We start from the raw sequence: 24,285 nt of genomic DNA on the forward strand, positions 1-24,285 counted from the left end.
ACAAATGATATTCCATCCTTGGTTGATGCAACTCTGCAATAAAGGCTAAATAAAAAGGCGCCCCAAGGCGCCTTTCCAATTCATTATACAGTATTTGCGATTAGCAGCTGTAATAGAGCTTGAATTCCACCGGGTGGGGCGTGTGCTCGTAAGCGTAGACCTCTTCCCACTTGAGCTCCATGTAGCCGTCGAGCTGGTCGCGCGTGAAGACGTCTCCGGCCAGAAGGAAGGCGTGATCGGCCTCCAGCTCTTCCAGCGCCTCGCGCAGGGACGCGCAGACGGTGGGGATGTCGGCGAGTTCCTCGGGCGGCAGATCGTAGAGGTCCTTGTCCGAGGAGGGACCCGGGTCGATCTTGTTCTGGATGCCGTCGAGACCGGCCATCAGCAAGGCGGCGAAGCAGAGATACGGGTTCGCCGACGGGTCGGGGAAGCGGGCTTCGACGCGCTTGGCCTTGGGGCTTTCGGCCCACGGGATACGCACGCAGCCCGAGCGGTTACGGGCCGAATAGGCGCGCAGGACGGGCGCCTCAAAGCCCGGGATCAGACGCTTGTAGCTGTTGGTCGAGGGATTGGTGAAAGCGTTGAGCGCCTTGGCATGCTTGAGGATGCCGCCGATGAAATAGAGCGCCTCCTGGCTGAGATCGGCGTATTTGTCGCCCGCAAAGAGGGGGCTGCCGTCCTTCCAGACCGACATGTTCACATGCATGCCAGTGCCGTTGTCGCCCGCGATCGGCTTGGGCATGAAGGTCGCCGATTTGCCGTAGGCCTGGGCGACGTTGTGGATGACGTATTTGTATTTCTGCAGCTCGTCGGCTTGCGTGACGAGGCTGTCGAAGATCAGGCCCAGCTCGTGCTGGCAGGAGGCGACCTCGTGGTGGTGCTTGTCGACCTTCATGCCCATGCGCTTCATCGTGGAGAGCATCTCGGAGCGGATGTCCTGACCGTCATCGATCGGATTGACCGGGAAATAGCCGCCCTTGATGCCGGGCCGGTGGCCCATATTGCCCATCTCGTAATCGGTGCCGCCATTCCAGGAGGCGTCGAGCGCGTCGACCTCGTATGAGACCTTGTTCATATCGACCGAGATCTTGACGTCATCGAAGAGGAAGAATTCCGCCTCGGGACCGAAATAGGCGGTGTCGCCGATGCCGGAAGATTTCAGATACGCCTCGGCCTTTTCCGCCGTCGAGCGGGGATCGCGGTCATAGGCTTCGCCGGTATCGGGCTCGACCACGGAGCAATGCACGCAGAGCGTCTTTTCCGCATAGAACGGGTCCATATAGGCGCTGTCCGTGTCGGGCATCAGCTTCATGTCGGACTGGTCGATCGACTTCCAGCCGGCAATCGAGGAGCCGTCGAACATGAAGCCTTCCTCGAGGAAATCCTCGTCGACCTGATCGGCCATGACGGTCACGTGTTGCAGCTTGCCGCGCGGGTCGGTGAAACGAATGTCGACATATTCGACATCTTCGTCCTTGATCGTCTTGAGAACGTCCTTGTTGCTCATGATACCCTTCCTTTTGGTGATCTTTGCCCCGGCCGGACCGGGATCTGATGGTTCAAAGTGACCTCTGCGGGGACGCGCCCGAGGTCAGAGCGCGTCGTCTCCCGTCTCTCCGGTGCGAATGCGGATGGCCTGCGCGATGTCGGAGACGAAGATCTTGCCGTCGCCGATCTTGTCGGTCTTGGCCGCTTCGGTGATCGCGGCGATGGCCGGCTCGAGCTGATCGTCCGAGATGACCGCCTCGATCTTCACCTTGGGCAGGAAATCGACCACGTATTCGGCCCCGCGATAAAGCTCGGTATGGCCCTTCTGGCGGCCAAAGCCCTTCACCTCGAGGACCGACAGGCCCTGGATGCCGACCTCCTGCAAGGCCTCCTTCACATCGTCGAGCTTGAACGGCTTGATGATCGCTTCGATTTTCTTCATGCCAACTCCCTTGATATGCCCGATCGGGCATTCCCGCCGGTCCTCTGCCAGCCTAGGCTCGGTGGGGTGAGACCATGCCAGCGGGGCGGCCTCAATCACCGCCCTTTGGGATGACACGGTGAAGCGGGGCTTTCCAGAGCGGGCGCCTGCGAAATGTGCGTTATGCCTAAATAATAGGCAAAATGGGAAGAGAGGGCCGCTGTACAATGACTGAATTACTGACCGCTGCCCAAATGCGCGCCATCGAAGAGGCCGCGATCGCCTCGGGACAGGTAACGGGGCTGGAGCTGATGGAGCGGGCCGGGCGGGGCGTGGTGGAGGCGATCGGAGAGGAGTGGCCTGAGCTGCGGGCGGGATCGCGCGCCGTGGTGCTGTGCGGGCCGGGCAACAACGGCGGCGACGGGTTCGTGGTGGCGCGGCTGCTCTGGCAGGCGGGCTGGGGCGTGGAGGTGTTTCTCTATGGCGAGCCGGGCAAGCTGCCGCCGGATGCGCGGGTGAATTACGAGCGGTGGGTGGAGTTGGGGGCAGTTGAGGCGCTGAACGAAGACGCGCTCTTTCAGTCTGAGGCAAACAGAAGCTTGGACAATCAGGATCCCGTCGTCATCGACGCTCTCTTCGGAACCGGTCTGAGCCGTCCTCTCACCCAAGACATCGGTCGATGCCTCTCTAGTCTACATCATACTGACGGAATCAGTTTCGCAAAACATGTCTCTGTGGAATGTCCCTCCGGGGTCTGCATAGATAGCGGAGAAGTTCTGGGGCGGGACTATCTGCCGACAGATACCGATCTTTGTGTGACTTTCCATCGCGCGAAGGTTGGCCATTACACGACTGCGTTGGCTCAGGCGGTCGGTAAATTGATCGTCGTGGACATCGGCTTGGACCGGGATCCAGGTGCGGACCTACCTGAAATCTACGCTGGCCTTAGCGCGATGCTTGGAATCTCGACACAAGCCGGCGTGGAAGAGTTCCGCGCGGCGGCGCTCTCTGAGGCTATGGAATATGCTCAAAAGACGCTTGTCGAACGGGATGAGCCGGTGGTTCTTCTTCAGGCCGGGTGTGCAGAAGAACTCGGCAAGGCCGGTTGGACCGGTGAGCACAAATATTCGTATGGTCACGCCTTCATTCTCTCCGGAGGGGTTGGCAAAGGCGGCGCTGCGCGACTGGCGGCGCGGGGGGCGTTGCGGATCGGGGCGGGGCTGGTGACCGTGGGGTGCCCTCCGGGGGCGCTGCAGGAGAATGCGGCGGCGCTGGATGCGGTGATGCTGCGCAGTGTGGCGGATAGCGAGGCGCTGCGCGATATGCTGGAGGATCCGCGGATCAACGCGATCGGGGTCGGGCCGGGGCTGGGGACAGGGGCGCGCGAGGTGGACCTGGTCCGGGCCGTTCTGGAGACCTCGCGGGATGGCAAAGGCAGAGGGTCCGGCTCGGGGGCCGGGACGGCGCGGCGTCTGGTGATCGATGCGGATGCGCTGACGCTTCTTGCAAAGGACGAAGGGCTCTTTGGATTGCTCCACAAGGGCTGCGTGCTGACGCCCCATGGTGGAGAATTCGCGAGACTCTTTCCCGACATTGCCGAGCGGCTGGAGGCTGTGCCGCAGACTGGACCCGCCTACTCCAAGGTCGATGCGACCCGAGAGGCCGCGGTGCGAGCAGGCTGCGTTGTGCTCTTCAAGGGCCCCGATACGGTGATCGCGGCGCCGGACGGGCAGTGCTCGGTCAATGCGGCGGTCTACGAGCGGGCGGCACCCTGGCTGGCGACCGCGGGGTCTGGCGACGTTCTGGCCGGATTCATCACGGGGCTGCTGGCCCGAGGGTTCGAGCCGATGCAGGCTGCCGAGACTGCCGTCTGGCTCCATGTCGACTGCGCCCGCTCATTTGGTCCGGGGCTTATCGCCGACGATCTGCCCGAGGAGCTTCCGACGGTTCTGCGCAGGCTCGGTCTTTGACGGGATCTTTTCATCTGGCCCAAAATACTCTCGCCGAAGGCAATCCCGCCGCCGCGCGGACCGTTCCTGCGGCCTGGGGGTCAAAGCAGATAAGGGACTGCCGCGCCCCGCCCGCCGCAGGCGTACGGGTCCGGAGCAGCCGGGGACGCTCCCGCCCTCTGTCTTGTGAGCCAAGCGGCGAGCCGATAGACCGATCCCAAACAGGGAGGCGCGAGATGAAGGCGTTCGTATTTCCGGGCCAGGGGGCCCAGACGCTTGGCATGGGCCGGGATCTGGCAGAGGCCTATCCCGAGTCCAGGGCGGTGTTCGACGAGGTGGACGAGGCCCTCAGCGAGCCGTTGAGCGAGATCATCTGGGGCGAGGATCAGGACGCCCTGACGCTGACGCGCAATGCGCAGCCCGCTTTGATGGCGACGTCGATGGCGGCGATGCGGGCGCTGGAGGCCGAGGGAGTGACGATTACCGATGCGGCCTTTGTCGCGGGGCACTCGCTGGGCGAATATTCCGCCCTTTGTGCCGCCGGGGCGCTGACGCTGGCCGATACAGCGCGGCTTCTTAGAACGCGGGGGCAGGCGATGCAGGCGGTCGTGCCGGTCGGCGAAGGCGCCATGGCGGCGCTGCTGGGACTTGATTTCGACGCGGCCTCGAAAGTGGCCATCGAAGCCGCACAAGGCGAGGTTTGCCAGGCCGCCAATGACAACGATCCTTCACAGGTCGTCGTGTCGGGCCATAAGGCGGCGGTCGAACGCGCGCTGGAGCTTGCCAAGCAGGCGGGAGCCAAGCGCGCGATGCTGCTGCCGGTTTCGGCACCGTTTCATTGCGCCCTGATGGCGCCTGCCGCAGATGTCATGGCCGAAGCGCTGGCACAGGCGCGGATCGAGGCGCCGCGCGTTCCCGTCATCGCCAATGTCAGCGTGGAGCCGGTCACGGGACCCGGAGAGATCCGGACGCGGCTGGTCGAGCAGGTCACGGGCACGGTGCGCTGGCGCGAGACTATTGCCCGGATGGCCTCGGACGGGGTGACGGAGATCTGGGAGATCGGCGCGGGCAAGGCGCTGTCGGGCATGATCCGGCGGATTGACCGGTCCATCGCGACGCGGCCCGTGGGCACGCCGGATGAGGTTCGGGCGGCGGCTCAGGGCTGAGAGCGCCGATTTATGCATATTTATGACAAGATGAAGAGGAGCGGGGCATGTTCGATCTGAGCGGGAAGACGGCTTTGGTGACGGGCGCATCGGGCGGGATCGGCGGAGCGATCGCGAGCGCGCTGCATGGCGCCGGAGCGACGGTGGCGCTGTCCGGGACGCGGGAGGATCCGCTCAAGGTGCTGGCGGGCGAGCTGGGCGAGCGGGCGCACGTGCTGCCCTGCAATCTGAGCGATGCGGAGGCGGTGAAGGCGCTTCCCGGGCAGGCCATCGAGGCAATGGGCGGCTGCGATATCCTTGTGAACAATGCCGGGATCACGCGCGACAATATCTTCATGCGGATGTCGGATGATGAATGGCAATCGGTTCTAGACGTGAACCTAACCGCAGCGATGTGGCTCATGAAGGGCATGGTGCGCCCGATGATGAAGGCGCGCTGGGGGCGGATCGTGAATATCTCGTCCGTCGTGGGCGCGACGGGCAATCCGGGGCAGGCGAATTACGCGGCCTCCAAGGGCGGGCTGGTCGCGATGTCGAAATCGGTCGCCTATGAGGTGGCGAGCCGTGGGATCACGGTGAACTGTGTGGCGCCCGGCTTTATCACCACGGCGATGACCGACAAGCTGACGGATGATCAGAAGACCGGGATCCTGGGCGAGGTGCCCGCGGGCCGGATGGGCGAGGCGAGCGAGATCGCGGCTGCGGTCCTCTATCTCGCCAGCCCGGAAGCTGCCTATGTGACCGGGACCACCTTGCATGTGAATGGCGGCATGGCCATGTTCTGACGGCTCCCGCCGCGAGGGGGCGCTAAAGCGTTTGCGCGAGCTATACGGTGTGTTATAGCGGCGCAGATTGCCGCGGGCGATATCCGTCCTTGTGATGTTTTGCCTTTGGCACCAAAGGCTTAGGAGCCGCCCCGACGGGGCTGATTGAAAGACCGGGGCACCAAACGCCCGGAGGAATATGAGGAATAGCGTATGAGCGACGTCGAGAGCCGCGTTCGGAAGATCGTAGTGGAGCACCTTGGTGTGGAAGAGGACAAGGTGACGGAAAACGCCTCGTTCATCGACGATCTGGGGGCCGACAGCCTCGATACGGTCGAGCTGGTCATGGCCTTTGAGGAGGAGTTCGGGATCGAGATCCCCGACGATGCCGCGGAGACGATCCAGACCTTCGGCGATGCCGTGAAGTTCATCAAGGAAGCCACCTGAGCGCGGCCTCCTCACCCGTTGATACAAAAAAGGGGCGCCTTGTGTGATGCAAGGCGCCCCTTTTCGTTTGGCCGTGACCTGAAGAAGCGGTCAGAGCATGAAGTCGTTTTCGGACAATGTGTTGACCCACATGACCTCGATCTCGGCATCGACGCGGCCATCGCCGTTCTCGTCGATCAGAACGTAGTCTCCGTCGAAGCGGACCTCGCCTGAGCCGTTGGCGGAGAAGGCCTCCTCCTGATATGCCAATCCGCCGAAATCGGTGAGATCGATCTTGTCGATACCGCTGTCGAAGCCCTTGATCACGTCGCGGGTCGCATTGGTCGTTCCGGTATCGCCAGAGGCGAAGGTGAAGATATCGCGCGCGCCGGTGTCTTCCCAGTCCTGCAGGATGTCCGCGCCGCGACCGCCGGTGATGATGTCACGTCCGTTGCCGCCGGTGATCGTGTCGTTGCCTGTTCCGCCGGTCAGAATATCGTTGCCATCTCCACCGCTGAGGACGTCATCATCTGACCCTCCGTCGATGATATCGTTGCCGCCGTCGCCCCAGATGGTATCGCGCCCGCGTCCGCCCCAGACGGTATCGTTGCCGCTGCCTGCGCCGACTGTGTCGTTGCCCCAGCCTGAGCTGACGCGGTCATCGCCGGAGCCTGCCCAAAGCTCGTCCGAGCCTTCATTGCCGATCAGAACGTCCCGGCCGTCACCGCCGCTGATGACATCGTTTCCGGCGCCGCCGGACAAGACATCATTGCCCATCCCGCCGCCAAGCCGGTCGTCGTCATCGCCGCCGCCGAGATGATCGTCGCCTTCTTCGCCCCAGATCTTGTCGCGACCGGCGCCGCCCCAAAGCTCGTCATTGCCGCGTCCGCCGCCGATCTCGTCGTCTCCGTCGCCGCCCCAGGCGCGGTCGTTGTCGTGGCCGCCCCAGATCTTGTCGGACCCGCTTCCACCCCACATGAGGTCGGTGCCGGATCCACCTGCGAGCGTATCGTTGCCGGATCCGCCGTTCAGGCTGTCATTTCCGCTATCGCCATAAAGCTTGTCGATGCCGTCCTGACCCCAGATGCTGTCATTGCCATCACCGCCGCCCATCTCGTCATTGCCGAGACCGCCGACGATGATGTCGTTGCCCTTTTGGCCCCAGAGTTTGTCGCTGCCGGCGTCGCCATACATGATGTCGTTGCCATCTCCGCCGCCGGATTCGTCATTACCGCTGCCGCCGCGCACGCGGTCGTCGCCGTCTCCGGCCCAGATCTTGTCATGGCCCGCGCCACCTTCGAAGAGCTCGTTCGCCGCATCGGCCAGCTCGTCGCTGTAGGTTCCGCTGTGAAGCGTGTCGTTGCCGCCGGTGCCGTAGACGATATTTTCGCCGTTGAGGTAATAGTTTAGCCAGCCTGCAACGTCATCGACCCGTTCGTTCTGGTCGCCATCCTCGTTGCGGAAGCGACCGTCCTTCACTTCGAAACCGACATGGTAGATGGCGTCGGCCACGGTATCGACGAATTTGCGACCCTGGAATTTGAGAGTGCCGCCATCGCCCTGGACGAGGTGAAAGCCGGTTTCGACCTGGCCTTCGTCATTGCCGTGCCCTTCGACGAAGTCGGCGTAAAGGTCCGGGTTCTTGCGGATGTAGTTGCTGACCTTGATGAGATCTTGCGGAGTGAGCTTGCCATCGGCGTTCACGCCCGTTGCGCGGATGGCTTCGAGAATGACGTCATTCATGAGGTAGGCCGCGTCGATGCCGCCTTGCAGATCGGCGGCGGATATCCGGTCGGTGAGGGTCTTGTCCTTGGCGACGTCGGTGGCGATGGCTTCGAGGCCGGGGGCGCTCGTGGCTCTTGAGGGCATGGATTAACCTTTTCAACGATTCACCCTTCGCGAGTGCCTGACCTTGCTGGATCTGAGAAGCTGCAGCGCAGCATTTGGCCGGGATCGGCGGATTTATGATTAACGGCCCCAGATTCGAGCGATAGTTCGGCGGAAAACGGAGTATTATCCCCGGATTGAGGAGAATGGATTCGACCGGGTGAAAAGAGAATTTCTCGTCTAGATAGAGCTACTTGCGCGCGCGTTCAGTCACGGATGGAGATCGGGCGTGATCGCCGTTTCGGTGATCGGTAGGCGAGCCCGTTCGGGGGGCGACTTCGGGATAGGGCCAAGCCGCAGGGCGGCGATCAGGCGGTGGTCGGTCAGGCGGAACTCGGTAAGAAACGCCGCTTCGCTATCGGGATCGTCGACGAGGACGGACATCGGCCAGCTGGCGAAACCGCTGGCGGCCAACTTTAGCGTGGCGCGGTAGTAGCGCCGTCCGGCATCGAGCGCGGGGAGGTCTTTAGGGACGGCGAGAAAAGCAATGGCGGCAGCGGTTTCGGTATCGTCCTTTTCGGCCGTGAAGCCCGTGGCGAGGCCCAGCCGGTCGAGCGGAGAGAAGACTTTGAAGAAGGCGCCCATAAAGGCCGCTTGCCAGCGGGGCAGGCCAAGGGCGTCGGCGTTGAGGCCGTTGCGGGACCAATCGGGGTGGCATTTGGAGAGGCGGGTCCAGGACAGCAGCTCTTTGCGGAAGGCGGGGTTTTGCAGAAGACGATGGGAGAGGGCATCGTTTTGAGCGGCGATCTCGGTGATGCGCGATCTCGTCGTGATCAGGTGAATGTCAGGATCGGTCGCCGCCCATGTGGTCAGGGCCTGGAACTGGCCCGGATCGGCCGGGGCGAAGGGCCTGCGATAGGTCAGGCGCGCGGACACGGCAGAGGCCAGCGGGTCGGGTTCGGCATATCCGCCGAGCGTGATCCGGGCGAGCGGTTCCGTGATCTGCGTGCCGAGCGGTGTGACCTGGGCGGCATGACCCTCTCCGGCCAGAGCGATGACCATGCCTTCGAGCGCGGTGCCGCAGCTGAGGATCAGGTCGTGGTTCGAGGGATCGGCGACGGGGAGCGCGGCCCCCGGCGCGCAATGGAGCGTGATCGTGCCGTCGGGGGACAGACCCCAGCGGGCGGGCTGGGTATTGTGGACCGTGGGGGCGAGGGAGGCCTCGGCCATGCAGGTCAGGAAGGTGTCGTGGTCGAGGACGGTCATAGCGCTTTGCGGAAAAGATGGAGGCGTTGCAGGCGAGTGGCTCCGATCTTTTCGGGCTGGCGTAGGCTGGCCTCGTTCACGTCGGCGATCCATGTGCCGCCGACGGTCTTGTAGCCCGCCTTGAGCGCGGCGCGGGAGATGCGATCGATCATCAGCGGGGTCAGGCCCTTACCGCGCCAATCGGGACGGACGCCGTAATAGATGACGACGGCTCGGTCATTCGTCATGCGGTGGCGCAAGTAGTGCCAGGGGGCCAGCGGGCCGAGGCGCGATTTCATGCGTTTGAGCGGGGGATTGAGATCGGGGATGCAGATCAGCGCGCCGATGGCTTGACCCTCGTGGTGCAGGACAGCGGAGAGACGTTTGTCCATCACCCATTTCAGATCCTTGGCCTGGAAGTCGTATTCCTCTTTGCTGACGGGTACGAACATCGGGTTGTCCGCGAAGCTGATATTAAGGATCTGGCGCGCCTCTTCGAGCCGGGCGGAAAGCGTTTGGCGCGTGATCGGCGCGAAGGTTACGCCTTCTGGGGGGTGGCGTTCGGGGCCGGCATGGGTGTGCCATGTGGGCAGATCGGTCTCGTAGGTGCTCATCGGGAAGATCTGGGAAAAACCGTTCGCCTTGAGCTGCAGGGCGGCATGCGGCGGGCTCCACATGCAGTCCGAGAAGACCTGCGCCTCGAAGCCGCCGGTTTGCACGCCGATCATTTGCATGGCGGTGAGATTGAAGTTTCCGGTGAGGCTGGTGAGGCCGCGGGCACGGGCCCAGCCTTCGGCCGCTTTGAGCAGGAGGGTCGCAGCCTCGGGATCGTTCGCGCAGTCGAAATAGCCGAAATAGGCGGCTTTCTGGTCGTGCAGCGCGTTGGAGGCGGCGTGGATATGGGCGGTCAGGCGTCCGATCGGGCGACCGTCGCGGTGGGCGGTGTAGAGCGTGATCTGGTCGGAGCTGTCGAAGAGGGGGTTGGCCGCTGCCGAGACGAAGCGCTTGAGGTCGGATTTGAGCGGGGAGACGTAGGGCGTGCCGTCGTAGACGTTGAACGGGACTTGAAAGAACGCCTCGAAGTCGTCTTCGCGCAAGGTGAGGGTCATCGGGGATCTCCGTTGCGTAGACGCCAAGCGGCAGCGGCGAGAAGCGCCTTTACTTGAGCGGTGGATTCGACGGGCGCCAGCGTCAGGCCGATCAGGCGGAGCGGGTCGGTGCCGGTGGCAAGCAGATGGGTGCTGCGCGAGCGGCGGAGAAGCTCGGTCATTTGATCGGCGATCTCCTCGTCCGCGCGGGTGCTGCGGCTGGCGGACCAGAGCGGGCTGCGCGCCAGCGCTTGGGTGAGCGCCGGGCGGTCGAAATCGTCCAGCGCGGTGCCTTCGATGACGACGGGATCATGGCTGGCCAGCTGAGTCTGCAGAGCGGTTTCCGTCGAGAGATCCGGGCCGAGCGTCAGGAATGTCGTGAGCCGGTCGGCGAGACTGCCCGCGCGCAGGCGCAGCGCCTCGCCCAGGCTGGCGGAGAAGAGCAGAATGGCCAGAAGGCTGGCGGCAAGGATCGTATAGGCGGCCAGGTTTGTTGTCAGGATAGCGGCGCTGGCGAGGGCCAACGCAGCGAGCACGCCGAGCGACAGGAGGGCCGAGGCGGGATTGGCCGTCCAACTGGCCGAAGAAACAGCGAGCCAGATCCCGATAAGCGCAACAAGGCCCGACAGGTGCAGCGGCGGTCCGAGCTGCACGAAGGCGAAATCGGTGGCGATGAGCGGGGCGGAGACGAGAACGAGCAGTCCGTAGGTACGCAGAAGGCGCAGCTGGGCGAGCGTCAAATCGTCCGCGCCGCGCCAGAGCAGGATGGCGGCGGAGACGAGCGAGGCGATCTGAAAGGCCAAAAGCGCGGGCAGGTAGACCGGCGCTGCGCTGTCAGGCAGGGTGAACGCGCCGAGCATCAGAAGCGGTGTACCGATAGCCAGAAGCAGCTTGAGGCTGCGGGGCGCATGGCGGGCCAGCGCGGCTTCGGTCAGGAGTACGATCGCAAGCGGGATCAGCGCGGCAGTGGCCAGAAGGATGCGGTCGGCCAGATCCCAGCCGGTGAGCCAGGCGGGAACGCGCAGCAGGAAGAATGCCGCGAAGAGGCCGGTCAGAAAACGCAGCATCTTCAGGAGCCGCCCGGTCAGGCCAGCGTCTCTCAGTCGTCCGCGCAAGCCGAGAAAGGCAAGACCCGCGAGGCCCGAGATCAGGCAGTCGGCATAGAGTGCGGTCGGGGTCATGGGGCCATCATCTTTGCGAGCTTACGGCGGACGATGGGGCGCAGGATCGCTGAGATGAGCGCGTTCTGCGGACGCTCAACGCGAGCGCGATAGGGGTTGAGGAACCAGCCGCGACAGTCGGTTTTGCTGGGCGTGCTGGTCAGGATGTTGAGCGCCTCGTAGGCCATGAGCATGCCGGAGGTGAGGACCATGGGAGCGAAGGACATGCGGGAGCGGCGGCCTGCCGCGACCTCTCCGGCGAGGTCGAGGTCGATATGGAAGGCGGAGGCGCTGTGGATGAGGATGTATTCGGCTTCGGCGCGAAAAGCCACGGCGCGCTGATCGTCCGTGAGGGCGTTCCAGGCGGTTTGGGCTGTTGGGTAGCCGAGCCGGATTTCGGGTGCAGGATCGGTCGGGCGCGTGACGTAAACCGACGGGAGCGGCGAGGCGTAGCTGTCGATCACGGGTTTGCCATGCGTTTTGGCGGTTCGGTAGAGCAGGAGCGAGGCGCCCAGATCGTCGGTGCCGTTCACCACGACATCCGTGCACGAGACGATGCGGTCCGCCTGATCGGTCCAGTCGCCGTGGAGGACTTCGAGTTCGATCTCGGGGTTGATCTGTCTGAGCTGGTCCGCTGTCGCTTCGGCCTTGTGCTGGCCGATGGTGGCGAGATTGGCGAAGACCTGGCGGTTGAGGTTCGACAGCTCGAACGCGTCGAGATCGCAGATCGTCAGGCGGCCGACGCCCGCGCGGGCCAGCGCGAGGATGACCGCGCCGCCCATGCCGCCGGTGCCGCAGACGAAGACATGGGCGCGGCGGAGCGCCTCTTGCTGGGCGAGGGTGACGAAGCCGATATTGCGGGTTGTGAACTCGGCATAGTCAAACATGATCGGCCTTTCGGGCGGGGCGCAGGCCGTCCCAGCTGCGGCGGCTATCGAGCCAGCTTGCGATGGGGACGGCCCAGGTCTGGACGATGGAGAAGGCGCCGGCGAAGAGGACGGCCTTGCGGGAGTCGCGCGGCACCTCCTTGAGCAGGTACTGGCGCGCGGTGGGCAGGTCCATCTGGCCGACCTGGAGAATATCGTCGCCGCGTGCGTAATCGAGCGTCTCGCGGCACAGATCGTTGATATAGCCGTCGCGGTGGTGGGAGGCCTCGTCGAAGGCCTTTTTCATCGCGTCAGAGCCGCCGGTATAAGCGTTGCGAATGACGAAGCCGTCCTCTTCGAACCAGGCGTCCGCGCCGACCCCGAAGGCGGCGCGGTGGTTGCGCATGACGCCGCGCGCGATGCGCAGGTGGCGAAAGCGGGGGCGGGCGCGTTTTCCGTCGGGATAGACGTCGGTGAAGGATTGCGCGACGCGGCCCACGACGGCGGGAACCTGGCTGACGCTGGTGATCCGAAGGGGGCGCAGGCCGCCGCGCAGGAAAAGGAGAACAACGGTCAGCCCGTAAAGGATCCAAGAGACGCCCCGGCCCTGCGCGTCAGGATCGACCATGGCGAGGCCCAGATGCAGGACGGGCGCGTCGATGGCCGGGTCCTGCAGATCGATCCAGCGCAGGGCATTGAAGCCGATCAGCTCCTTGCTTTTGCGGTCGTAGACGAGGGTCAGGACGATATTGGCCCAGATTTCAGGATCATCGAGGAAGACGCCGTAATCGAGCGCGCCGCGCGGTTCGACCTTGTAGGCGAGCGCGGTGACGTCGGCGCGCAGGCGGGCCTGCTCTTCGCCGGGCAGGCTGAGGCCGGGGCGGTCATAAATGCGGGTGCGGTGGGGCCCGTTGACAAGCGTCAGGCGCATGTGCCGCTGGGTCAGCGAGGAGAGGAGCGCGAGCGGGGTCATACGACGCTGTCTGTTGGCCTGCGGATTGCGATGCGGGTCATTGGCGGGACTTGTCCTTTTCTGCTGCGCCCGGTCGGATCGGTTCTAGAGCGTGGCTCAGGACAAGAAAACGGTGGAAAATCGGACTATTTGATGGCCGCGCCGCCTATGCGTCGGAAAGGGTGTGCCGAATGGTCTACACAGATCCCACCTGTGGCGCCTGAGGCGCGGTTATTGCAGATTTCGAGTTTTTTCGCGCCCGTCGTGCAAGTGTGCGGAAGAGCTTGCGAGGCACCGGGCGATTGAGCTGAACCCCCATATGGGTGTCGTTCAACCAGACAATACGGCCCTGGAATGGTTGGTCTTCAATCCGGAGACCAACCGGATCACCTTTGGCATGACTCGGAGTGAAAGGACGTTCGATTTTGAGCCCGCTTTTGCTGATATCGGATGTTCTCACGATCAGGGATGCCCCTTTCAGATCGAGAGGGATGTCGAGTGAGAGATTGATCCGCCTCGCCCTCCTGCCGTTTTTTGTATGATGAGAGAGCGATCTCATGACGCGGGGAGCCAAGACCAGCGCTGCAAGAAGCACGAGCCCGCCGAGACCGGAGAGGATCGCGGTGAGCGGATGCCGTTGCGCTGTCTCCATGATCCCGTCGAGCGCGTTCTGCCGGCGTCCCGCCATAAGATCGACCCCGGTTCGCGCGTCCTGGCCGTCTTGATGGCCTGTCGTCGCCCCGGTGGCCAGGCGGGTATCGGTCCGGCAGTCAAAGGCGGATAATCTACGTCCGGCCGTGGCGATGATGTCCGCATTTTCGAGGCGCAGAGATTGATCGAGCAACGGGCCGGGACGGGCGGCTTGGCTGGACAATGTTTCGGCGGCTTGAAGGAACACCAGGATCTCCTTGCGGTGGGCCATCATTGATGTCCCCTCCAATGCGTAGGTGACGCTGGCGGCGTTCAGGGTTCGCAGGTCGTAACGCAGCACATTGGCAGCATTCAGCCGGTCCGGTCGTGCCAGCGCCTTGGTCAGATTGACATAGCTGGCATAGGCGCGGTCAAGGCGGTCGAATACCCCGCATTCACGGGCATGGGCCTGCGACGCAAAAAGCGAAATGGCCCAGAAAAGTAGAAGAATTCGCGGTTGGATCACAGCGTGGTCCCGTCCGTTCCAATCTGGCTCACGTCATCGCAGGCAGTCCTTAAGATCCGATGAATGACGGTTTGCCCGAAGACATGCCGCGGAGTGCCGCGGCGGGGTCAGGCTTGCGGGGCGGCGGGGCGGCGTATATCTCTGCGCGTTGACAGATACAGCCTGCGGAGAACGGGACATGAGGCGAGTCGTTGTGACAGGGCTGGGGCTGGTGACGCCCTTGGCCGATGGAGTCGAGGCCAGCTGGAGCCGGATTCTCGAGGGCAAGTCGGGTGCCGGGACGATAACGGGCTTTGATCCAAGCAAGCTGGCGACGACCTATGCCTGCGAAGTCCCGCTCGAGGGCGAGGATGCGTTCAACGCCGACATCTATATGGAGCCCAAGGAGCAGCGGAAGGTCGATACCTTCATTCTCTTCGGGATCGCTGCCGCGGAGCAGGCCGTGCGCGATGCAGGCTGGATGCCGGAGGATCGCGAAAGCCTTGAACGGACGGGCGTGCTGATCGGATCAGGGATCGGCGGGCTCAACTCGATCGCCAATACGACGCTTCTGATGGCAGAGAAGGGGCCGCGACGGGTCTCTCCGTTCTTCGTGCCGGGGGCGCTGATCAATCTGATTTCGGGTCAGGTGAGCATCCGCTACGGCTTCAAGGGGCCGAACCATTCGGTCGTGACCGCTTGTTCGACGGGCGCGCATGCGATCGGGGATGCCTCGCGGCTGATCCAGTATGGTGATGCGGATGTGATGATCGCCGGCGGCGCCGAAGCGGCGATCTGTGAAATCGGGATTGCCGGTTTCAACGCGTGCAAGGCGCTTAGCACCAAGCGGGGAGATGATCCGCAGAAGGCCTCGCGGCCATACGATGCCGATCGTGACGGCTTCGTGATGGGTGAAGGGGCCGGGATCGTCGTGCTTGAGGAATACGAGCATGCCAAGGCGCGAGGCGCCAAGATCTATGCCGAGATTCTGGGATACGGGCTGTCGGGGGATGCCTATCACATCACCGCGCCCTCAGAGGATGGCGAAGGCGGCGAGCGGTCGATGCGGGCGGCGCTCAGACATGCGGGGCTGGAGCCTGCGGATATCGATTACATCAATGCCCATGGCACCTCGACCATGGCCGACACGATCGAGCTGGGCGCGGTCGAGCGTCTGATGGGAGAGGCCGCGAGCAAGGTCACTATGTCCTCGACCAAAAGCGCCACGGGGCACCTTTTGGGTGCGGCGGGCGCGATCGAGGCGATCTTCTCGATCCTTGCGATCCGCGATCAGGTCGCGCCGCCGACGATTAATCTGGACAATCCGGCGGTCGAGACGCCGGTCGATCTGGCGCCCAACGCCAAGCGGGAGCGCAAGATCGACGTGGCGCTGTCGAACTCGTTCGGGTTTGGCGGCACGAATGCCAGCGTGATCTTCGGAAAGCCAAGCTGATGTGGCGCCATATCGCCTCGAACGCGCTGACGCTGCTGATCGTGATGATGTTTCTGGCAGGTGGTCTCATCGTCTGGGGGCAGCAGGAATATGTGGCCGAGGGGCCGCTGGACGACGCGATCTGTCTTGAGGTCGAGCGCGGCACCAATATGCGGCGGCTGAGCGGAAAGCTGGTCGATCAGGGGGCGATTTCCTCTCGGGCCATCTTTCGCATGGGCGCGGACTATAGCGACAAGACGAGCCAGTTGAAGGCGGGCAGCTTTCTGGTCCCGGCGGGCGCGTCGATGGAAGAGGTCATCGATATCGTCACGCGCGGCGGGGCGAGCACCTGCGGAACCGAAGTCGTGTACCGGATCGGGGTCAATCAGGTGCAGACGGTCGTGCGCGAGCTGGATCCGGCGACGAATGAATATGCGGAAGTTGCCAAATTCACCCGCGAGGAGCCTGTGGCAGAGCGCTATACCGAGGTCAGCCAGGATCCCGATACGCGCTTCCGCGTCGCAGTGGCTGAAGGGGTGACCTCCTGGCAGATCGTTGATGCGCTGAATTCGTTCGATCTGCTAGAAGACGATGTGGACGAAGTGCCGGGTGAGGGCCTTTTGGCGCCGGACAGCTATGAGATTACGCCGGGCACCGAGGTCGACGATGTGCTGGCGCAGATGCAGAGCCGCCAAGAGCAGATCATGGAGGAGCTGTGGGCCGCGCGGTCCGAGGACGCTCCGGTCGGCACGCAGGAGGATGCGTTGATCCTAGCCTCGATCGTGGAGAAAGAGACAGCGGTGCCCGATGAGCGGCGGCAGGTGGCGAGCGTCTTTGCCAACCGGCTGGAGCAGGGCATGCGGCTCCAGACCGATCCCACGGTGATCTACGGGATCACTCGCGGAGAGCGGGTGCTGGGGCGCGGTCTGCGCCAGAGCGAGCTGCGCGCAGAGACGCCGTGGAACACCTATGTGATCGACGGCCTGCCGCCGACACCGATCGCCAATCCCGGACGGGCCAGCATCGAGGCTGCGCTCAATCCTGACGAGACCGACTATATCTTCTTTGTGGCCGATGGGACGGGGGGACACGCCTTTGCCCAGACGCTCGATGAGCATAATCGCAACGTGGCCCGCTGGCGCGAGATCGAGGCGGAACGCGCTGCGGCACAGGAGGCGGATGCTCCGGTGGAGAACTAGGCGGGTTCGGTGAAGCCGGATATTGCGCCTAGTTTTCGACGGGATAGGGCTCTATCGAGATGTCGTCGTATTTTTCAGAGGCGATCGGACGGTCCTGCCAATAGATCTCGCAGGTAGCGTCGCCGGTTTCCGGCGCCTCGCAATATGTTGCCCAGCCGCTCGCGAACTGGCGGCTCCATTGGGTTACGTTCGCACATTCCCAGTCGAGCGTTGTGATCTCGCAGCTGTCCTTGTAGCAGATTTGGTAACTTGGCGGGTCGGATCCCAGGCTGCCATCCACGAAATTGGCGCAACCCGCTTGGACAGGTGAGGCAAGAAGAAGGCTGAAACCGAGAGCGGCACCAGCTCCGTAGATCTTCGCTAGCATCAATGACCGTCCTGTTTCGGGAGTGCCGCGGTTCACGACCTTGCTGCCATGATTTCCGAAGAGACTATAGAATTCCAGCCTCAAGCTGTGCCGATCACCAAGTTCGGTTATTTATTAACGGAATATGACCATCGCGGACGGTGGGTGTTGCGTCTTACTATCTGAAAATATTGACTTTTTATTGGTCGAGGCGTATCTCTGCCTTCGCTAGACGCTGTGGTCCAGCCTGTCCGCTCCCCCGCGGGCCGGCATGGGAGGCGGCGGCCCTCCCTGCGTGGCGGATCCCCCAAAATGCAGGCAATCAAGAATGAGCAGGACAGGCCAAACGCCCGATCCGGGTGACGAATTCGACGGTCAGTTGACCGAAAGCAGAGTGCTGTTCAAGGCACTGAGTGACGATCTGGCCGCGGCGCTGCGATCCCTCGACGGCGATTGCGCCTCTGGGGCCAGGGCAGTGAAGCAGAGGCGGGCGGCGCTGGTGGCGGCGCTTGAGCACGCGAAGGCCGTGGAGGCATGGATCGATGACGAACGTGACAAGACAGGCCGAGGCGGCAAGGCAAGTCCGCTCGACCTCGATGCGGTCCGCCATCAGATCGGGTGCCGCCTTCATCGCCTCCGGTCCTGCTGCAAGGCAGGATGAGTTTCTGCACGACCTTGGGGAGGCAGAGCTGCGCGCTCTGCCTTTCCTCTTCGAATTCTGGGCTATGGATCATCAGCTGCCGCCATCGGGGGACTGGCGCGCGTGGGTGATCCTTGGCGGGCGAGGTGCGGGGAAGACCCGGGCCGGCGCCGAGTGGGTCCGCTCGATCGTGGAAGGGTCGCTCCCTTCGAGTATCGGGCGGGCCCGGAGAATTGCGCTGATCGGGGAGACGGTTGAGCAGACGCGGGAAGTCATGGTCTTTGGCGAAAGCGGCATCCTTGCCTGCTCTCCGCCCGACCGGCGGCCCGAATGGATCGCCGGGCGCAAGATGCTGGTCTGGCCGAACGGAGCGACGGCGCAGGTCTTTTCCGCCCATGATCCTGAGAGCTTGCGGGGGCCGCAATTCGACGCGGCCTGGGTCGACGAGCTGGCCAAGTGGAAGAAGGCCGAAGAGACCTGGGACATGTTGCAGTTCGGGCTGCGTCTGGGGACGCGGCCACAGGTTTGTGTGACGACGACGCCGCGTCCGGTGCCGATCCTGAAGGCCTTGCTCGATCGAAGTTCGACCGTGATGACGCATGCGCCGACGGAGGCAAACGCCGCCAATCTGGCGGACGGTTTCCTCGAGGAGGTCAAGGCGCGCTATAGCGGGACGCGGCTGGGGCGTCAGGAACTGGATGGCATCCTGATCGATGAAATCGACGGAGCGCTCTGGTCCGGCGCTATGCTGGAGACGGCGCGTCTTGAAGAGGCGCCTGCGCTTAGCCGGATCGTTGTGGCTGTGGATCCTCCGGTCACAGGAAAGGCGGGGTCCGATGCCTGCGGGATCGTCGTCGCGGGAGCGGTCACGGATGGCCCTCCGCGCGACTGGACCGCCTATGTTCTGGCCGACCGGTCTGTGGAGGGTGCTTCGCCGCTGGCCTGGGCCAAGGCAGCCGTGGCCGCGAGCGAGGAGTTCGGGGCGGATCGATTGGTGGCCGAGGTCAATCAGGGCGGCGATCTGGTGGCCGAGATGATCCGGCAGGTCGGGCCGATGATCTCTTACAAGGCTGTCCACGCCTCGCGCGGGAAAACAGCGCGGGCCGAACCGGTTGCCGCGCTTTATGAACAGGGCCGTGTGCATCATCTGCGCGGCTTGGGACAGCTGGAAGAGCAGATGGGACTGATGAGCCATAGCGGCTTTAAAGGGCGCGGCTCTCCGGACCGGGTCGATGCGTTGGTCTGGGCCTTGACCGAGCTCATGCTGGTTCCGCAGGTGCGGCCGCAGATGCGCTCGCTCGGCTAGATAGCAGGGTGCTTTGGCATCCGGCCGACGGGACAATCGGGCCTGATTTTTCTTTGAAAGCCTTTCGTGCCTCCCTGCGCGACGGGTCGACACGTTGACCCGCCTCTCGCACATGATTAGGTGAAGCCCATGGCCAGCGAGAGGAAGCAAGCATGGGCGTTATGACCGGAGCCAACACGGCCGGGTTCGACCGCGAGGTCGGCACGCAGACGCTGAACAAAGAGCTGCAGGACAAGGGCTTTCTGCTTACCTCGACAGAGGATGTAATCAACTGGGCCCGGACCGGATCGCTGCACTGGATGACCTTTGGACTGGCCTGCTGCGCGGTCGAGATGATGCATACCTCGATGCCGCGCTATGACCTGGAGCGGTTCGGGACCGCGCCGCGCGCTTCGCCGCGTCAGTCGGATCTGATGATCGTGGCGGGCACGCTTACCAACAAGATGGCGCCTGCGCTGCGCAAGGTCTACGACCAGATGCCAGAGCCGCGTTACGTGATCTCGATGGGGTCCTGCGCCAATGGGGGCGGCTATTATCACTACAGCTATTCAGTGGTGCGCGGCTGCGACCGGATCGTGCCAGTCGATATCTATGTGCCCGGGTGTCCTCCGACGGCAGAGGCGCTGCTTTACGGGATCCTGCAACTGCAAAAGAAGATCCGGCGGACGGGAACGATCGTTCGTTAAGAAAGAATAAGAATGACGGAAGAGATTAAGCCGGGCATGGTGGTTGTCCTGAAGTCCGGCTCGCCCGACATGACGGTCGAAACAGTCAACCCAACGGAAAGTGGACCAAAGGCCGAATGTGTCATGTATGTGCGAACGGGATCGACACCGGTTATTCCGGCGGAGATGAGGAAGTTTGAAATCGCATGCGTAGCTCTGAGGCAGAAGAGATGACAGAAGCGTTGCAGGAACTGGGCGGCCATATCGAAGGCAAGCGGCCCGATTGTGTGCTGTCCTGGGAGGTCGCCCATGACGAGCTGACGGTCGATGTCGCCTTGGCGTCGTTGGTCGGGTTCGTGGAGTTTCTGAAAGCCGATCAGACATGCCGGTTCTCGACGCTGATTGATATCACAGCAGTCGACTATCCCGCGCGCGCAAAGCGTTTTGATGTGATCTATCACTTCTTGAGCATGTATCAAAACCATCGGATCCGCCTCAGGGTGCAAGTGCGCGAGGATGAGATGGTGCCGTCGATCCTCGAGATCCATCCGTCGGCCAACTGGTTCGAGCGCGAGATCTTCGACATGTTCGGACTGATCTTCTCGGGCCATCCGGATCTGCGGCGGCTGCTGACCGATTATGGCTTCCGGGGGCACCCGCTGCGCAAGGACTTTCCGACGACGGGCTATACCGAGGTGCGGTATGATGAGGGGCTCAAGCGCGTCGTCTACGAGCCGGTCGATCTGGTTCAGGAGTACCGGCAGTTCGATTTCATGAGCCCGTGGGAAGGGGCGGAATACATCCTGCCCGGGGACGAGAAGACGGAGACGAAATGAGCACTTTAGGTCTTTTTCCGTTCGGCGGCACCCCATACGAGATGGCGCTCCACCTTGTCGTGGCGATGTTCTGGGCCATCCCTATTTACGCGCTCGCCCTTCGTTTCGGTAAATCGTCCTTCTGGGCCGCAGCGACGCTTGTCGCGCCACTTCCCGTCGCTTCAATTTTCTTATTTCTTCTGGCCTTCCCGAACCGTTGGCTCGAATTCCTTGAGGAGAAGTCCTGATGGACGGCAATCCGACCCCGCGCGGATACGAGGATGCTCTGACCGGCGAGCAGACGATCCGGAATTTCAACATCAATTTCGGGCCTCAGCATCCGGCGGCGCATGGCGTTTTGCGCCTTGTTCTCGAGCTGGACGGCGAGATCGTGGAGCGGTGCGATCCGCATATCGGGCTGCTTCATCGCGGCACCGAGAAGCTGATGGAGAGCCGGACCTATCTGCAGAACCTGCCCTATCTGGATCGGCTCGACTACGTGGCTCCGATGAATCAGGAGCATGCGTTTTGTCTGGCCATCGAGAAGCTGACGGGAACCGAGGTGCCGCGGCGGGCGCAGCTGATCCGGGTCCTTTTCTGCGAGATCGGGCGGGTCCTGAGCCATATCCTGAATGTGACGACGCAGGCGATGGATGTCGGGGCGCTGACGCCGCCGCTTTGGGGGTTCGAAGAGCGCGAAAAGCTCATGGTCTTCTATGAGCGGGCCTGCGGGGCAAGGCTGCACGCGAACTATTTCCGCCCGGGCGGTGTACATCAGGATCTGCCGCCTGAGCTGATCGAAGATATCGATACCTGGGCGGACGAGTTTCCACAGGTGCTCGACGATATCGAAGGGCTGCTGACCGAGAACCGGATCTTCAAGCAACGCAACGCCGATATCGGGATCGTCAGTGAGGACGAGATCCTCGACTGGGGTTTTTCGGGCGTGATGGTGCGGGGATCGGGGCTCGCCTGGGATCTGCGCCGCGCGCAGCCCTACGAGTGTTATGACGAGTTCGAGTTTCAGATCCCGGTTGGCAAGAATGGCGACTGCTATGACCGTTATCTGTGCCGGATGGCCGAGATGCGGGAATCGACCAGCATCATCAAGCAAGCCTGCGCCAAGCTGCGCGAGACGCCGGGCGATGTGCTGGCGCGAGGCAAGATGACGCCGCCGACGCGGGGCGAGATGAAGACCTCGATGGAAGCGCTGATCCATCACTTTAAGCTCTATACCGAGGGCTTTCACGTGCCCGAAGGCGAGGTCTATGCTGCCGTCGAGGCGCCCAAGGGCGAGTTCGGTGTCTTCCTTGTCGCGGATGGGACGAACAAGCCTTACCGCGTGAAGCTGCGGGCGCCGGGATATCTGCACCTGCAAGCGATGGATCACGTCTGCAAGGGACACCAGCTTGCCGATGTCTCGGCGATCATCGGGACGATGGACGTCGTCTTTGGTGAGATTGACCGGTAAGTGGCTCGCTCGGACTATGTCCCTGACGCTTGAACTTTGGACACTCGTGATCGGAGCGGCTTGCGGGATCGGCGGGGCGCTTGTTGCGCGAGGGCGCAACCGATTGATCAAGGCGGCTGGCGCGGGTGCTGTCATGGTGGTTCTGGTGCCTTTGATCCGGGAGTTTCTTTGATGCTTCGCCTCGTCTCTCTTATCCTGCTTGCGACCCCGCTTGGGGCGCAGACGCTGCCCGAGGGCGGCACACGGTCGGTGCCGGATCTGCTGGCGCGCGGCGGGACGGTGGAGGCGACAGGCGCGATGGGCGGCTCTCCGTTGATCTATGTCCGGGTGCCGGGCGAGGGGCCGGAGCTTTGGGTCTGCCGGGCGGATTATCCCGGCTTCGAGGCGTTTGCCGATCCACTGAGATCCGCTCCGCCTTCCAGCATCGTGACGGTATGCTCCCTTTTGCGCTGATCGGCCGCGTGCCGCAGGTGCTGGACCATTCCGTGCGGGCTGAGTAGGACAGGCGCACCACAAGTTTCGACCGCGAGAGGCCTGATCCGATGCTGCGACGCCTGCACCCCGAGCAACCCGAGAGCTTTGCCTTTACAGAGGCCAATCAGCGCTGGGCCGAGACGCAGATCACAAAGTATCCCGAGGGGCGTCAGGCCAGCGCGATCATCCCGCTTTTGTGGCGCGCGCAGGAGCAGGAAGGCTGGCTGACGCGGCCCGCGATCGAGCATGTCGCCGACATGCTGGATCTGGCCTATATGCGGGCGCTGGAAGTAGCCTCGTTCTACTTCATGTTCCAGCTGCAACCGGTTGGATCCGTGGCTAATATCCAGATTTGCGGCACAACCTCGTGCATGATCTGCGGCGCCGAGGATCTGTTGGCCGTCTGCAAAGAGAAGATCGCAAAGCGCCCGCATCAGCTGTCAGAGGACGGCAAGTTCTCCTGGGAAGAGGTGGAATGCCTCGGGGCCTGTGCGAATGCGCCGATGGCGCAGATCGGCAAGGACTACTATGAGGATCTGACGACCGAGCGGCTGGGCGAGATCATCGATGAATTGGCGGAGGGCAAGGTGCCGGTGCCCGGGCCTCAGAACGGACGATTTACCTCCGAACCTGAAAGCGGACTGACCTCGCTGGAGGTGTCTGAGGGCGAGTGCGAGACGCATAATGGATCGGTCGCGCTTGCGGTCGAGATTGGAGATACGGTCAAGCGGATCGATGGAACTGAGGTCCCTCTGGTCGCGCCCTGGACCGGCAGCGGTGTCGAAACCGCATCGCCGCCTCCCAAACGCCGCCCCGAACTAGAAGAGACTCCGGGTCCAAAGGTGTCCGCCGATGATGCTGTCGATGCGAGCGGTATCACCAAACAAGAGGCGGAAGCGGCAAGCAAGGCAAAGCCGGTGGGCAAGTCCAATCCCGAGGGGGATGCGGACGAGGTCGCAGAAGACTCGGTTCGTGATGCGCCGACGATAGTCTCGGGCGATGTCGCGCCGGATGGGACGCGCACCGATGGCGATGTTGAGGGACGAGACGTATCGCCTGCCAAAGGTGGCGGATCGGCGGAGGCTCGCTGGGCCGACGTTGTGCCCGCGGATACTGAAGAGAAAGCGCCCGAGATCCTCGACGCGCCAGAGGGGGAGCCCGATGACCTGACGCGGATCAGAGGGGTCGGTCCGAAGCTGGCGGAGACGCTCAACGATATGGGTTTCTATCATTTCCGCCAGATTGCGACATGGGGACCCGAGGAAATCGTCTGGGTCGATGCGCGGCTGAAGTTCAAGGGTCGCATCATTCGTGACGACTGGGTCGGTCAGGCGAAGGATCTGACCAAGAGCTGATGTCGAACGTCGTTTATTGCGTGCAGTATCGGGCCTGAGCTGCACGTTGAGATAGACGTCTTCCGCAAGAACCCTGTGCAAAAGCCGATATAGTG

25 protein-coding genes are annotated in these 24,285 nt (G+C 63.1%); 15 read left to right on the plus strand and 10 right to left on the minus strand.

The window, feature by feature from the left end; translation table 11 throughout:
- Positions 1–100: 100 nt before the first annotated feature.
- On the minus strand, positions 101–1,507 hold the full coding sequence (gene glnA / locus AAD018_RS10790) for a type I glutamate--ammonia ligase (RefSeq protein WP_367316071.1): 1,407 nt from the start codon (positions 1,505–1,507) through the stop codon (positions 101–103).
- Positions 1,508–1,591: 84 nt separating this feature from the next.
- Entirely contained in the window at positions 1,592–1,930 is a 339-nt protein-coding gene (locus AAD018_RS10795; RefSeq protein WP_367316072.1) for a P-II family nitrogen regulator, read from the minus strand.
- Between the two features lie 206 nt (positions 1,931–2,136).
- Between AAD018_RS10795 and AAD018_RS10800 the strand changes: the two genes are divergently transcribed.
- The 4 genes from AAD018_RS10800 (at position 2,137) to AAD018_RS10815 (ending at position 6,235) form a co-directional block, all read left to right on the plus strand.
- The gene (locus AAD018_RS10800; protein WP_367316073.1) at positions 2,137–3,879 is read left to right on the plus strand and encodes an NAD(P)H-hydrate dehydratase; all 1,743 of its coding nucleotides are present in this window, start codon (positions 2,137–2,139) and stop codon (positions 3,877–3,879) included.
- 215 nt (positions 3,880–4,094) lie between these two features.
- Positions 4,095–5,024: an ACP S-malonyltransferase gene (fabD, locus tag AAD018_RS10805; protein WP_367316074.1), complete on the plus strand. Its 930-nt coding sequence runs from the start codon at positions 4,095–4,097 to the stop codon at positions 5,022–5,024.
- A gap of 47 nt (positions 5,025–5,071) precedes the next feature.
- On the plus strand, positions 5,072–5,809 hold the full coding sequence (gene fabG, locus AAD018_RS10810; protein WP_367316075.1) for a 3-oxoacyl-[acyl-carrier-protein] reductase: 738 nt from the start codon (positions 5,072–5,074) through the stop codon (positions 5,807–5,809).
- A 192-nt stretch (positions 5,810–6,001) separates the two neighbouring features.
- Positions 6,002–6,235 carry an acyl carrier protein gene (locus AAD018_RS10815; RefSeq protein WP_367316076.1) on the plus strand — a complete coding sequence of 78 codons (234 nt, stop codon included), beginning with the start codon at positions 6,002–6,004 and terminating at the stop codon, positions 6,233–6,235.
- Positions 6,236–6,325: 90 nt separating this feature from the next.
- On the opposite strand, the gene AAD018_RS10820 is transcribed toward AAD018_RS10815, so the two are convergent.
- From AAD018_RS10820 to AAD018_RS10850, 7 genes are all read right to left on the minus strand, one after another.
- Positions 6,326–8,083: a calcium-binding protein gene (locus tag AAD018_RS10820; protein WP_367316077.1), complete on the minus strand. Its 1,758-nt coding sequence runs from the start codon at positions 8,081–8,083 to the stop codon at positions 6,326–6,328.
- A gap of 228 nt (positions 8,084–8,311) precedes the next feature.
- On the minus strand, positions 8,312–9,307 hold the full coding sequence (locus AAD018_RS10825; protein ID WP_367316078.1) for a nitroreductase family protein: 996 nt from the start codon (positions 9,305–9,307) through the stop codon (positions 8,312–8,314).
- Complete coding sequence (locus tag AAD018_RS10830) at positions 9,304–10,395, minus strand: GNAT family N-acetyltransferase (RefSeq protein WP_367316079.1); 1,092 nt, start codon at positions 10,393–10,395, stop codon at positions 9,304–9,306. The genes AAD018_RS10825 and AAD018_RS10830 overlap by 4 nt, the downstream gene beginning before the upstream one ends.
- Positions 10,392–11,555, minus strand: coding sequence for a hypothetical protein (locus tag AAD018_RS10835; RefSeq protein ID WP_367316080.1), 1,164 nt, complete (start codon positions 11,553–11,555; stop codon positions 10,392–10,394). The genes AAD018_RS10830 and AAD018_RS10835 overlap by 4 nt, the downstream gene beginning before the upstream one ends.
- Complete coding sequence (locus tag AAD018_RS10840; RefSeq protein ID WP_367316081.1) at positions 11,552–12,421, minus strand: ThiF family adenylyltransferase; 870 nt, start codon at positions 12,419–12,421, stop codon at positions 11,552–11,554. Before AAD018_RS10840 ends, AAD018_RS10835 begins: the two co-directional genes overlap by 4 nt.
- A complete protein-coding gene (locus tag AAD018_RS10845; RefSeq protein ID WP_367316082.1) occupies positions 12,414–13,373 on the minus strand; it encodes a hypothetical protein in 960 nt (319 codons plus the stop codon). Before AAD018_RS10845 ends, AAD018_RS10840 begins: the two co-directional genes overlap by 8 nt.
- A gap of 175 nt (positions 13,374–13,548) precedes the next feature.
- Positions 13,549–14,508, minus strand: a complete 960-nt coding sequence (locus AAD018_RS10850; RefSeq protein WP_367316083.1) for a PilZ domain-containing protein — start codon at positions 14,506–14,508, stop codon at positions 13,549–13,551.
- 178 nt (positions 14,509–14,686) lie between these two features.
- Between AAD018_RS10850 and fabF the strand changes: the two genes are divergently transcribed.
- Entirely contained in the window at positions 14,687–15,940 is a 1,254-nt protein-coding gene (fabF, locus tag AAD018_RS10855; protein WP_367316084.1) for a beta-ketoacyl-ACP synthase II, read from the plus strand.
- Complete coding sequence (gene mltG, locus AAD018_RS10860; RefSeq protein ID WP_367316085.1) at positions 15,940–17,118, plus strand: endolytic transglycosylase MltG; 1,179 nt, start codon at positions 15,940–15,942, stop codon at positions 17,116–17,118. Before fabF ends, mltG begins: the two co-directional genes overlap by 1 nt.
- Positions 17,119–17,146: 28 nt before the next feature.
- Here the strand turns inward: mltG and AAD018_RS10865 are convergent, their stop codons facing one another.
- A complete protein-coding gene (locus tag AAD018_RS10865) occupies positions 17,147–17,485 on the minus strand; it encodes a hypothetical protein (protein WP_367316086.1) in 339 nt (112 codons plus the stop codon).
- 307 nt (positions 17,486–17,792) lie between these two features.
- Between AAD018_RS10865 and AAD018_RS10870 the strand changes: the two genes are divergently transcribed.
- From AAD018_RS10870 to AAD018_RS10910, 9 genes are all read left to right on the plus strand, one after another.
- Positions 17,793–18,125: a hypothetical protein gene (locus AAD018_RS10870; protein ID WP_367316087.1), complete on the plus strand. Its 333-nt coding sequence runs from the start codon at positions 17,793–17,795 to the stop codon at positions 18,123–18,125.
- The gene (locus AAD018_RS10875) at positions 18,061–19,410 is read left to right on the plus strand and encodes a DNA-packaging protein (RefSeq protein WP_367316218.1); all 1,350 of its coding nucleotides are present in this window, start codon (positions 18,061–18,063) and stop codon (positions 19,408–19,410) included. Before AAD018_RS10870 ends, AAD018_RS10875 begins: the two co-directional genes overlap by 65 nt.
- 152 nt (positions 19,411–19,562) lie before the next feature.
- Positions 19,563–20,096 carry a NuoB/complex I 20 kDa subunit family protein gene (locus AAD018_RS10880; protein ID WP_367316088.1) on the plus strand — a complete coding sequence of 178 codons (534 nt, stop codon included), beginning with the start codon at positions 19,563–19,565 and terminating at the stop codon, positions 20,094–20,096.
- Positions 20,097–20,305: 209 nt separating this feature from the next.
- The gene (locus AAD018_RS10885; RefSeq protein ID WP_367316219.1) at positions 20,306–20,911 is read left to right on the plus strand and encodes an NADH-quinone oxidoreductase subunit C; all 606 of its coding nucleotides are present in this window, start codon (positions 20,306–20,308) and stop codon (positions 20,909–20,911) included.
- Positions 20,908–21,138 (plus strand): hypothetical protein, encoded by a 231-nt coding sequence (locus AAD018_RS10890; protein WP_367316089.1) that lies wholly within the window; start codon positions 20,908–20,910, stop codon positions 21,136–21,138. The genes AAD018_RS10885 and AAD018_RS10890 overlap by 4 nt, the downstream gene beginning before the upstream one ends.
- The gene (locus AAD018_RS10895) at positions 21,138–22,361 is read left to right on the plus strand and encodes an NADH-quinone oxidoreductase subunit D (protein WP_367316090.1); all 1,224 of its coding nucleotides are present in this window, start codon (positions 21,138–21,140) and stop codon (positions 22,359–22,361) included. Before AAD018_RS10890 ends, AAD018_RS10895 begins: the two co-directional genes overlap by 1 nt.
- 16 nt (positions 22,362–22,377) lie before the next feature.
- The gene (locus AAD018_RS10900) at positions 22,378–22,533 is read left to right on the plus strand and encodes a hypothetical protein (protein WP_367316091.1); all 156 of its coding nucleotides are present in this window, start codon (positions 22,378–22,380) and stop codon (positions 22,531–22,533) included.
- Entirely contained in the window at positions 22,533–22,814 is a 282-nt protein-coding gene (locus tag AAD018_RS10905) for a hypothetical protein (protein ID WP_367316092.1), read from the plus strand. Before AAD018_RS10900 ends, AAD018_RS10905 begins: the two co-directional genes overlap by 1 nt.
- Before the next feature lie 89 nt (positions 22,815–22,903).
- Positions 22,904–24,190 (plus strand): NADH-quinone oxidoreductase subunit E, encoded by a 1,287-nt coding sequence (locus AAD018_RS10910; RefSeq protein ID WP_367316093.1) that lies wholly within the window; start codon positions 22,904–22,906, stop codon positions 24,188–24,190.
- The last annotated feature ends 95 nt before the right edge of the window (positions 24,191–24,285 follow it).

This window comes from Aestuariibius insulae (assembly GCF_040783535.2).
Lineage (GTDB): Bacteria > Pseudomonadota > Alphaproteobacteria > Rhodobacterales > Rhodobacteraceae > Aestuariibius > Aestuariibius insulae.